We start from the raw sequence: 13,047 nt of genomic DNA, 5'->3' as shown, positions 1-13,047 counted from the left end.
GGAGGAGCGGATCAGGACACCCGGGAACGTGCGAGGTCAGGCGCCCGCCCTGCGCTTGTTCCAGACGTCGAACCCGACCGCCGCCAGCAGCACGAGGCCCTTGATGACCTGCTGCCAGTCGGTCCCCACCCCGACCAGGTTCATGCCGTTGTTGAGCACACCGAGCACCAGGCCGCCGATGATGGCGCCCAGTACGGTGCCCACGCCACCGCTCATCGACGCTCCGCCGATGAACGCGGCGGCGATGGCCTCCAGCTCGAAGTTCACACCCGCCTTCGGCGAGGCCGCGTTGAAGCGGGCCGCGAAGACGAGCCCGGCGAGCGCCGCGAGCATCCCCATGTTGAGGAAGACCGCGAAGGTCACCTTCCTGTCCTTGACCCCGGACAGCTTCGCGGCGGGCAGGTTCCCCCCGATCGCGTACACATGACGCCCGATCACCGCGTTGCGCATCACGTAGCCGAAGCCGACCAGCAGCACGGCCAGGATCAGGAGCACCACGGGCGCCCCCTTGTAGCTGGCCAGCAGCAGGGTCGTGACCAGGACCGCGGCGACCAGCGCCGTCACCTTCAGCGCGAAAAGGCCGGTGGGGACCGGCTCCAGGGAGAACTCGCGACGGCGGCGGCGGTCCCGTACCTCCTGGAACACCACGTAGGCGGCCAGGCCCAGGCCCAGGAACAGGGTGATGTTGTGATAGTTGGTCTCCGGCCCCACCTCCGGGAGGAAGCCGTTCGCGACCTTCTGCAGCCCGTCCGGGAACGGGCCGAGCGTCTGCCCCTTGAGGAAGATCTCCGTCAGCCCGCGGAACAGCAGCATGCCGGCGAGGGTCACGATGAACGACGGTATGCCGACGTACGCGATGAAGAAGCCCTGCAGCGCGCCGGCGACGGCTCCCAGCAGCAGGGTGAGCACCACCGCGACGGGCCAGGAGACCTGGTGCTCGACCATGAGCACCGCTCCGATGCCACCCACCAGGGCCATCAGCGAGCCCACCGACAGGTCGATGTGCCCGGAGATGATGACGATCATCATGCCGATGGCCAGGATGAGGATGTAGCTGTTCTGCAGCACCAGGTTGGAGACGTTGCGCGGCAGCAGGAGGTCGCCTCCCGTCCAGACCTGGAACAGGAGCACGATCAGGCCGAGTGCGAAGAGCATCCCGTACTGGCGCATGTTGCGCCGGACGCCGTCCAGCAGCAACCGGCCCACCGGTGTCCCCTTCGTCGGGGTGCCGCCCGGGGGTGCCGGGGCGCTCGTGTCGATGCTGATGTCGGTGCTCATGCCTGGTGTCCTTCGCTGGGAGTGGCACCCGCGGTGACTGCCGGTGGTGCGGGGGTCTCGCGGGTCATGTGCCGCATCAGAACTTCCTGGGTGGCGTTCTCACGGGTGACTTCGCCGGTCAGTCCCCCGGCGGCCATCGTGTAGATGCGGTCGCACATGCCGAGCAGTTCGGGCAGCTCGGAGGAGATGAACAGGATCGCCTTGCCCTCGGCGGCGAGCCGGTCGACCACGGTGTAGATCTCGAACTTGGCCCCGACGTCGACCCCGCGCGTGGGCTCGTCGAGAATCAGGACGTCCGGTCCCGCGTGGATCCATTTGCTGAGGACGACCTTCTGCTGGTTGCCCCCGGAGAGGCGGCCGACCGGTTCGAGGACGTTCGGCGCCTTGATGTTCATGGTGCGCCGGTACTGTTCGGCCACCTTGCGCTCCTCGTGGCTGTCGACGATGCCGCGCCGGGCGAGGGAGCCGAGGGAGGCGAGCGAGATGTTCCGGCTCACCGAGTCCCCGAGGTCGAGACCGTAGTGCTTGCGGTCCTCGGTGACGTACGCGATGCCGTGGGCGACCGCCTCGGGAACCGTGCGGGTACGGACCTCGCGGCCGTCCCTGAGGACCGAGCCCTGCTCGTAGCGGCCGTAGGAGCGCCCGAAGACGCTCATCGCCAACTCGGTCCGGCCGGCGCCCATGAGGCCGGCGACGCCGACGATCTCCCCGCGGCGGACCTGGAGCGAGACCCCGTCGACGACCTTGCGGTCGCGGTCGAGGGGGTGGCGTACGGTCCAGTCCCGGATCTCCAGGGCGGACTCGGTGTCGGCCTCGCCCGTGTAGGGCGTGCGGTCCGGGAAACGGCTGTCGAGGTCCCGTCCCACCATGCCGCGGATGATGCGCTCCTCGGTGGTGGCCGGGTCTTTGACGTCGAGGGTCTCGATACAGCGCCCGTCGCGCAGGATCGTGACGGAGTCGGCGATCCGGGCGATCTCGTTCAACTTGTGCGAGATGATGATCGAGGTGATGCCCTGGCCCTTGAGCTCCCGCATCAGCCGCAACAGCTTCGCGCTGTCCTCGTCGTTGAGCGCGGCGGTGGGTTCGTCCAGGATCAGCAGCCGGACGTTCTTCGCCAGGGCCTTCGCGATCTCCACGAGCTGCTGCTTGCCGACACCGATGTCGGCGACGCGGGTCTCGGGGTGTTCGTCGAGCCCCACCCGCTTGAGCAGTTCGGCGGCGCGGCGCAGCGCTTCGCGCCAGTCGATGACCCCGCGTCGGGACGGCTCGTTGCCGAGGAAGATGTTCTCCGTGATCGACAGGTAGGGCACCAGCGCGAGCTCTTGGTGGATGATGACGATGCCACGCTGTTCACTGGCCCTGATGTCCTTGAACCGGCACGGCTCGCCGTCGAAGAGGATCTCGCCCTCGTAGCTCCCGTGCGGGTGGACGCCGGACAGGACCTTCATGAGCGTCGACTTGCCGGCACCGTTCTCTCCGCACAGGGCGTGCACCTCGCCGCGCTCCACGGACAGCGCCACGTCCGACAGGGCCCTGACTCCGGGGAACGTCTTGACGATCGACCGCATTTCGAGAACGGGGTCGGCCGGGGAGGTGACCCCGGGGGAGCGTGGGGCGACGGGGGTCATCCCAGCTCCCCGGCGTTGATGTAGCCGGAGTCGACCAGGACCTTCCGGTAGTTCGACTTGTCGACGCTCACCGGGTCGAGCAGGTAGGCCGGAACCACCTTCTTGCCGTTGTCGTAGGTGGTGTCGTCGTTGATCTCGGGCTTCTTGCCGTCGAGGACGGCACGCACCATGTCCGCCGCGACCTGGGCGAGCGCCCGGGTGTCCTTGTAGACGGTCTGGGTCTGCTGGCCCGCGATGATCGACTTCACGGAGGCGACCTCGGCGTCCTGGCCGGTGACGATCGGCAGCGGCTTGGCGGCGCTGCCGTAGTCGTCGGACTTCAGGGCGGACAGGATCCCGATGGAGATGCCGTCGTACGGGGAGAGCACGGCGTCGACCCGGGTGGTGGAGTAGGCCGAGGTCAGCAGGTCGTCCATGCGTTTCTGCGCCGTCCCACCGTCCCAGCGCAGTGTGGTGACCTGGTTGAGCTGGGTCTGCCGGGAGCGCACGACCAGTTGCTTCTTGTCGAGGTAGGGCTTCAGCACCTTCATGGCGCCGTCGAAGAAGTACTTGGTGTTGTTGTCGTCGTTGGATCCGGCGAACAGCTCGATGCTGAAGGGGCCCTTCTTCGAGCCGCTCCTCAGACCCAGTTTCTCGACGATGTACGTGGCCTGGAGCTCGCCGACCTTCTCGTTGTCGAAGGAGGCGTAGTAGTCGACGTGCGGAGAGCCCAGGATGAGCCGGTCGTAGGAGATCACCGGGATGTGGGCGTCCGCCGCCTGCTGCAGGACGTTGGAGAGGGCTTCGCCGTTGATGGCGGCCACGACCAGGGCGTCGACGCCCTGAGTGATCATGTTCTCGATCTGGGCGACCTGCTGGTCCGGGTCGTCCTCCCCGTACTGCAGAGTCGTGGAGAAACCGGCCTTCTTCAGGCTCGCGGTCATGTTCTGACCGTCGGCGATCCACCTCTCGGAGGACTTGGTGGGCATGGCGATGCCGATGGTCAGGTCCTTCTTGTCCTTCTCCTCACGGCTCCCTCCCTCGCTGTTCTGCCCGCAGGCGGTCAGGAGCAGGGCGCAGCCGGTGGTCACGGCCAGGAGGGCGGACGCGGCTCGGAAGTTCTTCATGGGCGTTACCTGGCAATCCCGTTGTCGATGGCGGCTCTGTCCGCAACGGGGCCGGGGGCGACACGGGTCCTCGCACCGCCGGAAGGCGCCGTTCCGGTCTGGGGTGGCCGGGGTGCGGCAGCCTCGGTCGAGCTAGATTGTTAGCGCTCGCATCGGGGTGGCACAAGGGGCGTCGGGCTTTTTCTCGGATCAGCGCACCGGCGCAAGCGGAGAAAAGGGAGGCAAACGTGGCGCAATCCGCGAGGGGTGCGATGCCCTTCGGTAGGTCCAGCCGCAGCCGCAGCCGCAGCCGCAGCCGCAGCGGCAGTTGCAGACGCAGACGCAGACGCAGACGCGGTCGCGGTCGCAGCCAATGGCGGATGGCGGATAGCCACCTGACGGCCCCGCGCGCAGGGCGCACGCTCGCCACGCTGGGGAACCACGCGGCGGAACCAGGCCACGGAACCACGAGGCGGAACCACGAGGCGGAGCCGCACGCCCCGGTGAAGCGTCGCACGGCGGCGTCGACTGTCGCTGCCTCGCTGACCGCGAGAGCCCCCGGCGGAACCGGCGCCCCGACTCGCCGGAGCGACACGGACCCAACTCCCAGGCGAGCTGCCGGCCTTTCGTGCGAGCGGACAGCGCGTTGTAGAGCGCGGCGCCGTCCGCTCGCAAGCGCCCGTCGAGGGCCTCGGGGGAGCGACAAAAGTGTCCACGGCCCTTGCCGAATCGATTGTGAGCGCTAACAATCAGCGAGGGCGTACCGCAGCCCCTTCCCATGACGAGAGAGACCCATCGTGACCTCACACGCCCTGTCCGGCCCCGCCGACCGTCACCATCCCGATGCCTGCACGGTCGGTGTGGACTTCGGCACCCTGTCCGGTCGTGCCGTCGTGGTCAGGGTCCGGGACGGCGCCGAACTCGGTTCGGCGGTCCACGACTACCGCCACGCCGTCATCGAGGACCGCCTTCCCTCCACCGGCGCCCCCCTGCGCCCCGACTGGGCCCTGCAGCACCCCGAGGACTGGCGCGCCGTGCTGCGCACCGCCGTCCCGGCAGCCCTCGCCGACGCCGGTGTCCACCCTTCCCGCGTCATCGGCATCGCCACCGACTTCACCGCCTGTACGGTCCTGCCGACCACCCCGGACGGTGTCCCGCTCGCCCTGACACCCGAGTGGGCCGACCGTCCGCACGCCTGGCCCAAGCTCTGGAAGCACCACGCCGCGCAGGACCAGGCCGACCGCATCAACGTCCTCGCACACGCCCGGGGCGAGAAGTGGATCGCGCGGTACGGCGGCAAGATCTCCGCCGAATGGCAGTACGCCAAGGCCCTGCAGGTCCTGGAGGAGGATCCTGCCGTCTACGCCGCCTGCGCCCGCTGGATCGAGGCGGCCGACTGGATCGTCTGGCAGCTGACCGGCACCGAGTCGCGTAACACCTGCACCGCCGGCTACAAGGGGATCCACCAGGACGGCGCCTACCCCGCGCAGGACTTCCTCGCCCAACTCCATCCGGACTTCGCCGACTTCCCGGCCACGCGCCTGGAACACCCGCTGTCGCCCCTGGGCTCCCGCGTCGGCACCCTGAGCGGCCGGGCCGCGCACTGGACGGGCCTGCCCGAGGGCATCGCCGTCGCCGCCGGCAACGTCGACGCCCACGTGGCCGCGCCCGCCGCGGGCGCGGTGGAGAACGGCCGGATGCTCGCCATCATGGGCACCTCCACCTGCCACGTCCTCAACGGCGCCACCCTCGCCGATGTCCCCGGCATCTGCGGAGTCGTCGACGGCGGCATCGTCGAAGGCGCCTACGGCTACGAGGCCGGCCAGAGCGCGGTCGGCGACATCTTCGCCTGGTGGCTCCGCCAGGGCGTCCCGGACCACTACCGCACCGAGGCCGCGGAAGCGGGTGAGGACCTGCACCAGCTCCTCACCCGCAAGGCCACCGATCAGCCCGTCGGCGCGCACGGTCTGGTCGCCCTGGACTGGATGAACGGCAACCGTTCCACCCTGGTCGACCACCACCTCTCCGGAGTCGTCGCGGGACTCACCCTGGACACCCGGCCCGAAGACATCTACCGGGCCCTGCTCGAATCCACCGCCTACGGCACCCGGGTGATCGTCGAGGCCTTCGAGGACGGCGGGGTCCCCGTCGAGGAGTTCATCGTGACCGGGGGCCTGAAGAAGAACGTCCTGCTCATGCAGATCTACGCCGACGTGCTCCGCCGCCCCGTCTCCCTCGGCACCTCCGAGCAGGGGCCGGCACTCGGCTCGGCGATCCACGCCGCCGTCGCCGCGGGCGCCTACCCCGATGTCCGCTCGGCGGCCTCCGCCATGGGCAGCGTCCAGCGGGAGGCCTACCTCCCCGACCCCGCGCGCGCGGACGCCTACGACGCGCTGTTCGAGGAGTACCGCGCCCTGCACGACCACTTCGGCACCGGCACCGACCTTCTCCTGCACCGCCTGCGGCGGATCCGCAACGCCGCCCGCACCGCGGCCACCGACTGACCGGCCCGGCTCACCACCCCGGCCTCCGGTCTTCACCGGGCCCATCGGGCCCGACCTCTCCCGTTCCGGCATCTCCGAGGAGCACACCGACATGACCTCCGTCCCCGACCGCGAGATCTGGTTTCTCACCGGCAGCCAGGGCCTCTACGGTGAAGAGACCCTGGCCCAGGTCGCCGAACAGTCGCGAACCATCCACCAGACCCTGGCCGACCAGCCGCAGATGACCGTCCGTCTCGTCTGGAAGCCGGTGCTCACCGACGCGGCCGCCATCCGCAGGGTGTGTCTGGAGGCCAACGCCGACGACCGCTGCATCGGCCTGATCGCGTGGATGCACACCTTCTCCCCGGCGAAGATGTGGATCGCCGGCCTCGACGCCTTGAGCAAGCCCCTGCTGCACCTGCACACCCAGGCCAACCGCCGGCTTCCCTGGTCCACCATCGACATGGACTTCATGAACCTGAACCAGGCCGCCCACGGCGACCGCGAGTTCGGCTTCATCCAGACCCGCCTCGGCGTCCCCCGCAAGACGGTGGCCGGCCACGTCACCACCCCCGAGGTCGTCGACCGCATCGCCGGATGGGCCCGCGCCGCCGTGGGCCGCTCCGAGCTGACCACCCTCAAGCTCGCGCGCTTCGGCGACAACATGCGCGATGTCGCCGTCACCGAAGGCGACAAGGTCGAGGCCCAGCTGCGGTTCGGAGTGTCGGTCAACACCTACGGCGTCAACGACCTCGTCGACGTCGTCGACGCCGCCGACGAGGACACCGTCACGGCACTCGTCAAGGAGTACCAGGAGCTCTACGCCCTCGCGCCCGAGCTGCGGCCCGGAGGCGAGCGCCACGACTCCCTGCGCTACGCCGCCCGTATCGAGGCCGGCCTGCGGGCCTTCCTCACCGAAGGGGGCTTCCGCGCCTTCACCACCAACTTCGAGGACCTCGGCGGCCTGCGCCAGCTGCCCGGTCTCGCCGTACAGCGCCTGATGGCCGACGGCTACGGCTTCGGCGGCGAAGGGGACTGGAAGACCTCCGTCCTGCTGCGCACTCTCAAGGCGATGGCCCACGGCCTGCCCGGCGGCACCTCCTTCATGGAGGACTACACCTACGACCTGACGCCCGGCCAGGAGCTCATCCTCGGCGCCCACATGCTGGAGGTCTGTCCCTCCCTCACGACGGCGTCCCCCGCCTGCGAGATCCACCCGCTCGGCATCGGCGGGCGCGAGGACCCGGTCCGCCTCGTCTTCGACGCGGACCCCGGCCCGGCGGTCGTCGTCGGCCTCGCCGACATGGGTGACCGGTTCCGTCTCGTCGCCAACCACATCGACGTCGTCGCCCCACCCGAGCCGCTGCCCCGGCTGCCCGTCGCCCGGGCCGTCTGGCGTCCCCGCCCCGACCTGCGTACCTCCACCGAGGCATGGCTCACGGCCGGGGCCCCGCACCACACCGTCCTGACCACCGCCCTCGGCGGCGAAGAGCTCGACGACCTCGCCGAGATGCTGCGGACCGAACTCGCCGTCATCGACCAGGACACCACGATCTGCCGCTTCACCCGGGAGCTGCGCTGGAACCAGGCCTACCACCGCCTCGCCCAGAGCCTGTGACCGTGCCCACCCCCATCAGGACGGAGCCCTCCGTGAGCACGACCGTTTCCAAGGAGCTGCGCCGAGAGGTGCTGGCGGCCAACCTCCGTATCCCCCGGGCCGGGCTCGCCACCTTGACCTGGGGGAACGTGAGCGGCGTGGACCGCCAGGCCGGCGTGTTCGTCATCAAGCCCTCGGGAGTGTCCTACGACGCGCTGCGCGAGGAGGACCTCGTCGTCGTCTCCCTGTCCGACGGGAAGGTCGTGGGCGGCCGTCTGCGCCCGTCCACCGACACCGAGACGCACCGCAGCCTCTACCTCGCCTTTCCCTCCATCGGCGGGGTGACCCACACGCACTCCACCCACGCCGTCGCCTTCGCCCAGGCACGGCGTCCGATACCCGTGCTCGGGACGACCCACGCCGACACCTTCAACGGGCCCGTCCCCGTCACCGAGGCCCTCACCCCGCAGCAGTGCGCCACGGACTACGAGTACAACACCGGCCAGGTCATCGTGGACCTCCTGGGCGGTGACGACACCCGGGCGAGCGAGGTCCCCGGCGCCCTGGTCGCCCACCACGGCCCCTTCACCTGGGGGGTCGACGCCACCACGTCCCTGGAACACGCGATCATCTGCGAGGCGGTGGCCGAGATGGCGCTCCACACCATCGCCCTGGGCCCGGTCGAACCCCCGCGGCACCTGCTGGACCGTCACTTCACCCGCAAGCACGGCCCGGACGCGTACTACGGCAATCCAGGAGCCGCCTGACCGCACCGGCGCGGCCACCCGCCCGTGCGGGTGGCCCGGAGGGCGACCGGCGGTGGCGAACGAGCGCCGGCCACCGTGCTCCCGGGCCCGGCATCCCACTCCGGGCCCGGCACCCCGCTCCGGGCCCGGCAGACGGGGTCACCTCACCGAACGACGTCGAACGTGGCGTCGCCGCGCTCCGTCGCGGTCGTGACCTCGTCGATGCGCAGCGAGAAGGACGAGTGGCGCAGATAGCGCGTCGGATACCGCACCGACCGGAACGACGACCAGGTCGCGTCGGCGAGGCCGGCCACACGCCGGAACGAGGCGTCCGCCGCGAAGTCCGACGTCCCGTCGTCGCGGACCAACCTGACCGTGTAGCCCTGCTGCCGAAGGTAGTGCCCCGGGTAGTTCACGGATTCGAAGGAGACGGTGCCGCCGCCCGCCAGACCGGTCCGCAGCCGCCACTGGGCGTCCTGATACGGGTCGAAGGGCAGCTCACCGATCCGGCCCTCGAAGTGGGCGTGCCGCACATGGTGACCGGGAAAGTTGAAGGACTTCAGAAGGTTCCAGCTCGTGGTGCCGTACCGCGCGACCAGCCGTTCGCGGTCCGCCGCGGTGATCGGATGGACGGTGTTGTGCTTCGCGTTGAGCGGCGCGGTGTACGCCTGCCGGCCGACCTTGCTCCACCGGCCGGACAGCAGGTCGCCCTGCCACAGGTCGAACCTCGCGTTGGGGCAGAAGGTGTCACCCCACAGCATCCAGGTCGAGGACGTCAGCGACTTCACCAGCGTCGGCGCCTCGGTGCACGGGTTCTCGGCGACGCCGTCGGTGTACGTGACGAAGCTGCCGGGCTCCACCGAAGCCGAACGGGCCCCGGTCAGTCGGCCCGACGCGTTGTCCTTGTAGTACAGGTAGTTCGCCCCGTCGCTTCCCGTGACCACATGGGAGTCGATGATGCCCGAGCCCGTGTCGTGGAAGATCGCGGGATCCGTGGCGCCGACGAAGTCGGTCGTGTACGAGACGGCGATCACCGAGTGCGAGAAGCCGGGCGGGACGGTGCTGAACGTGATGCCGTACGCCGCGCGCACGGCATCCCAGTGCAGCGCCGGCGCCCAGCTGTACGAACTCTTGTTGGTGCCGTTGACCTTCAGGAGCCGGTCCTGCGACCAGGTCACGAGGTCCGGGGAGGTCCAGACGTGGATGTACTGGTTCGGCTTCGTGAAGCTGCCCCCGACGGGGATGTCGGTCGCCAGCACGACCCAGCCGCCGTCACGGAGCCGGTACAGGAACGGATCCCGGATGCCTTTCGTACCGGCCGTGGGTGTCAGGACGGCGTTGTTGTCGTTCAGGGGCGTCCACTCCCGTCCGTCGTCGCTCACGGCCAGGTGCAGGGCGTTGACGTTGCCTGCCCCGCTGATCGACTCCTTGAAGTACCCCATCGCGTAGGCGGCATCGGCTTCTGCCGCCTCGGCCCGCTGGGTGGGCGTGGCCGTCCCCACGACGATCGCCACCAGGGCGGCGAGCAGGGCGGACCTTCTGATCCATCGTGTCACCATGACGTTCCTGTCTGTGTGCAGGTGCGCTGCTCCAGCGTGTTTCCCGCCCCCGCTTGTTAGCGATAACAAGACTGCTTCGAGGTGACGGTCGTGCCCGAGACGGGTCGGCTTCGGTGAGCGAGGTTTCTCTGCTGCGCGGCGGAAAAGGGCAATGTGAGAGAGGCGACGGCGTCTTCGACCGCCGCTGGGCGCGAGTGCGCCACCGGTCCCGGAGCCCCGTCAGTATGGAGTGTTGTGTGCGCTCACATCAATACTTCGGCACGGGTCATCCGCCCGCCGCCCCTGCAGGGTCAGTCGCGCCGGGGTGCCCGCACGCTCTCCCGCAGGACGAGTTCGGGCTGGATGACGGGCTGGGAGCCGCCGGTCTCGCCCTCGTTCATGAGGCGGAACAGCAACTGGAGCGTCGCGGTGGCCACCGCACCGAAGTCCTGGCGCACGGTGGTCAGCGGAGGGGAGTAGTAGGGAGCCTCGGGCACGTCGTCGAACCCGACGATGCTGACCTCCTCCGGAACGGACCGGCCCCTCTCGGTCATGGCCCGAAGGGTGCCGAGGGCCTGGTGGTCGTTGGCCGCGAACACCGCGGTGACCTCGGGCATGCGCGCCAGCATCTGACCGGCGCGGTATCCGGAGGCCGCGGACCAGTCGCCCGTACTGATCGGTGGGATCTCCGCGCCGGCCTCCTGCAGCGCTCTGCGCCAGCCGCGGATACGACCCGCGGCGTCGAACCAGTCCGGCGGGCCGGAGATGTGCCACACCGTCTCGTGGCCCGCCTCCAACAGGTGCCGGGTCGCCTGGTACGCGCCCTCCTCCTGGTCGACGGCCACCATCGGCGCGCCGCCCTCGGGATCACCGTCGACGGTCACCAGGGGGACCTCGGCGGGCACCCCGGCCAGCGCCTCGTTCGCCGAGGCCGTGGGCGCGATGGCGACGATCCCGGCGACGCGCTCGTCGCGGTGCCGCTCGACAGCGGCGGTGATCGAGGACCGTCCCAGCTCGTGCACCCGGTGCACGCTGACCGCGAACCCCTGGAGGGCGGCGGCGATCTCGAACGCGGCCAGAAGCGAGGACGGACCGTACAGCGTGGAGTTCTGCGCGATGACGCCGATCAGCTGCGAGCGCCCGGTCACCAGGGCGCGAGCCGCGCGGTTGGGCCGGTAGCCCAGCTCCTTGACCGCCGCCAGCACCCTCAGCCGGGTCTGCTCCCGTACGTTGGGGTGGCTGTTGAGCACACGGGACACCGTCTGATGGGACACACCGGCAAGCCTGGCGACGTCGGTCATCGCAGGCTCTCGCACCACCGCGCTCGCAACCGTGGTGTCCTCCACGCCCATCTCCTCCTGAACAGTGACCGCCCCGCCCCGCCCCGACCGTCCGCCGGGGCCGCGGGAGATTCGCAGTGAACGTTCAATCTACGCCCCGGCAGCCGTAAGGCCCCTTTGCCGACGGCGCCGGGGCCAGTGTAGTGAGCGCTAACACTAGCGACCGTCCCCAGTCTGCCGCGATGCCGATTTGTGTTTTCCCGAGGGGTTGACTCGAGAAATGTTAGCGCTCACTGTTGTCGCCCGTGACCCCGATCACATCTGGTCGGCTGGGCAGCACCGCACGGTTCACGATGGAGGACGACGCTGTGTTCAAGAAGATAGCCACGATGGGTTGCGCCCTCGCGCTGGCCACGCTGACGGCCTGCGGGGCCGGCGACGGAGGCGGCTCCAAGGGGGCCGCCGGCGACCGGATCGTCATGGGCTTCGCCCAGGTGGGCGCCGAGAGCGGCTGGCGCACCGCCAACACCAAGTCGGTGCGCGAGTCCGCCGAGGCCGCCGGCGTCGAGCTGAAGTTCTCCGACGCGCAGCAGAAGCAGGAGAACCAGATCAAGGCCATCCGCTCGTACATCCAGCAGAAGGTCGACGTGATCGCCTTCAGCCCCGTCGTGGAGACGGGCTGGGACGCGGTCCTGCTGGAAGCCAAGCGCGCCAAGATCCCGGTGATCCTCACCGACCGCGCCATCGACTCGACGGACACCTCCCTGTACAAGACGTTCCTCGGCTCGGACTTCGTCGAAGAGGGGCGCAAGGCGGGCACGTGGCTGACCCAGACGGCGAGCGGCCCGGTCGACGTGGCGGAGATCCAGGGCACCACCGGGGCCGCGCCGGCCATCGACCGGCAGAAGGGCTTCAAGGACGCCGTCGCCCAGAGGTCCGACATCAGAATCGTGGCCACGCAGAGCGGCGACTTCACGCGGGCGGGCGGCAAGCAGGTCATGGAGGCCCTGCTGCGCTCCCACCCCGACATCGACGTGGTGTACGCCCACAACGACGACATGGGCCTGGGTGCCATCGAGGCGATCAAGGCGGCCGGCAAGAAGCCCGGCACCGACATCAAGATCATCACGGTGGACGCGGTCAAGGCCGGCATGCAGGCCCTGGCCGACGGCGAGATCAACTACATCGTCGAGTGCAATCCGCTGCTCGGTGACCAGCTGATGGACCTCGCGAAGAAGGTCGTGAAGGGCGAGAGCGTCCCCGAGCGCGTCGTCACGGAGGAGTCCGCCTTCACGACGGAGCAGGCCAAGAAGGTCCTCAAGGACCGGAAGTACTGACACGAGCCGCGTCCCCGCCCCTTCGGGCCGACCACGCCGCGGTGGCGGGGCCGCTCTTCTCTCGACGAAAGCACG

The 13,047-nt window shown here is 69.6% G+C and carries 9 protein-coding genes; 4 read left to right on the top strand and 5 right to left on the bottom strand.

What is annotated here, in order from left to right:
- Positions 1 to 36: 36 nt before the first annotated feature.
- The 3 genes from mmsB to chvE are packed head-to-tail and all read right to left on the bottom strand — an operon-like array spanning position 37 to position 4,012.
- Positions 37 to 1,278 (bottom strand): multiple monosaccharide ABC transporter permease, encoded by a 1,242-nt coding sequence (gene mmsB / locus ACIPPS_RS06970; RefSeq protein WP_401427820.1) that lies wholly within the window; start codon positions 1,276 to 1,278, stop codon positions 37 to 39.
- On the bottom strand, positions 1,275 to 2,906 hold the full coding sequence (mmsA, locus tag ACIPPS_RS06965) for a multiple monosaccharide ABC transporter ATP-binding protein (protein ID WP_401427818.1): 1,632 nt from the start codon (positions 2,904 to 2,906) through the stop codon (positions 1,275 to 1,277). The genes mmsB and mmsA overlap by 4 nt, the downstream gene beginning before the upstream one ends.
- The gene (gene chvE / locus ACIPPS_RS06960; protein WP_401427816.1) at positions 2,903 to 4,012 is read right to left on the bottom strand and encodes a multiple monosaccharide ABC transporter substrate-binding protein; all 1,110 of its coding nucleotides are present in this window, start codon (positions 4,010 to 4,012) and stop codon (positions 2,903 to 2,905) included. Before chvE ends, mmsA begins: the two co-directional genes overlap by 4 nt.
- Before the next feature lie 776 nt (positions 4,013 to 4,788).
- On the opposite strand from chvE, the gene araB reads away from it, so the two are divergent.
- From araB to araD, 3 genes are all read left to right on the top strand, one after another.
- Positions 4,789 to 6,495: a ribulokinase gene (araB, locus tag ACIPPS_RS06955; protein ID WP_401427814.1), complete on the top strand. Its 1,707-nt coding sequence runs from the start codon at positions 4,789 to 4,791 to the stop codon at positions 6,493 to 6,495.
- Positions 6,496 to 6,586: 91 nt separating this feature from the next.
- A complete protein-coding gene (gene araA / locus ACIPPS_RS06950) occupies positions 6,587 to 8,092 on the top strand; it encodes an L-arabinose isomerase (RefSeq protein ID WP_401427812.1) in 1,506 nt (501 codons plus the stop codon).
- 32 nt (positions 8,093 to 8,124) lie between these two features.
- Positions 8,125 to 8,838: an L-ribulose-5-phosphate 4-epimerase AraD gene (araD, locus tag ACIPPS_RS06945; protein ID WP_401427809.1), complete on the top strand. Its 714-nt coding sequence runs from the start codon at positions 8,125 to 8,127 to the stop codon at positions 8,836 to 8,838.
- A 143-nt stretch (positions 8,839 to 8,981) separates the two neighbouring features.
- Here araD and ACIPPS_RS06940 read toward each other — a convergent pair whose 3' ends face one another.
- Both ACIPPS_RS06940 and ACIPPS_RS06935 read right to left on the bottom strand, forming a co-directional pair.
- Positions 8,982 to 10,376, bottom strand: coding sequence for an AbfB domain-containing protein (locus ACIPPS_RS06940; protein ID WP_401427807.1), 1,395 nt, complete (start codon positions 10,374 to 10,376; stop codon positions 8,982 to 8,984).
- A gap of 290 nt (positions 10,377 to 10,666) precedes the next feature.
- Entirely contained in the window at positions 10,667 to 11,707 is a 1,041-nt protein-coding gene (locus ACIPPS_RS06935) for a LacI family DNA-binding transcriptional regulator (RefSeq protein WP_401427805.1), read from the bottom strand.
- A gap of 317 nt (positions 11,708 to 12,024) precedes the next feature.
- Between ACIPPS_RS06935 and ACIPPS_RS06930 the strand changes: the two genes are divergently transcribed.
- The gene (locus ACIPPS_RS06930; RefSeq protein ID WP_401429498.1) at positions 12,025 to 12,972 is read left to right on the top strand and encodes an ABC transporter substrate-binding protein; all 948 of its coding nucleotides are present in this window, start codon (positions 12,025 to 12,027) and stop codon (positions 12,970 to 12,972) included.
- Positions 12,973 to 13,047: the final 75 nt, after the last annotated feature.

The sequence above is a fragment of the Streptomyces sp. NPDC090127 genome (genome assembly GCF_044746945.1).
In the GTDB taxonomy this organism is placed as follows: domain Bacteria; phylum Actinomycetota; class Actinomycetes; order Streptomycetales; family Streptomycetaceae; genus Streptomyces.
Note: the sequence above shows the minus strand (reverse complement) of the source record. Positions and strands in the feature narration are given on the sequence as shown.

Excerpts from the sequence above, each read along its gene's own strand:
- mmsB (WP_401427820.1), bottom strand. The coding sequence starts at position 1,278 with ATGAGCACCGACATCAGCATCGACACGAGCGCCCCGGCACCCCCGGGC.
- mmsA (WP_401427818.1), bottom strand. The coding sequence starts at position 2,906 with ATGACCCCCGTCGCCCCACGCTCCCCCGGGGTCACCTCCCCGGCCGAC.
- chvE (WP_401427816.1), bottom strand. The coding sequence starts at position 4,012 with ATGAAGAACTTCCGAGCCGCGTCCGCCCTCCTGGCCGTGACCACCGGC.
- araA (WP_401427812.1), top strand. The coding sequence starts at position 6,587 with ATGACCTCCGTCCCCGACCGCGAGATCTGGTTTCTCACCGGCAGCCAG.
- ACIPPS_RS06940 (WP_401427807.1), bottom strand. The coding sequence starts at position 10,376 with ATGGTGACACGATGGATCAGAAGGTCCGCCCTGCTCGCCGCCCTGGTG.
- ACIPPS_RS06935 (WP_401427805.1), bottom strand. The coding sequence starts at position 11,707 with ATGGGCGTGGAGGACACCACGGTTGCGAGCGCGGTGGTGCGAGAGCCT.
- ACIPPS_RS06930 (WP_401429498.1), top strand. The coding sequence starts at position 12,025 with ATGGGTTGCGCCCTCGCGCTGGCCACGCTGACGGCCTGCGGGGCCGGC.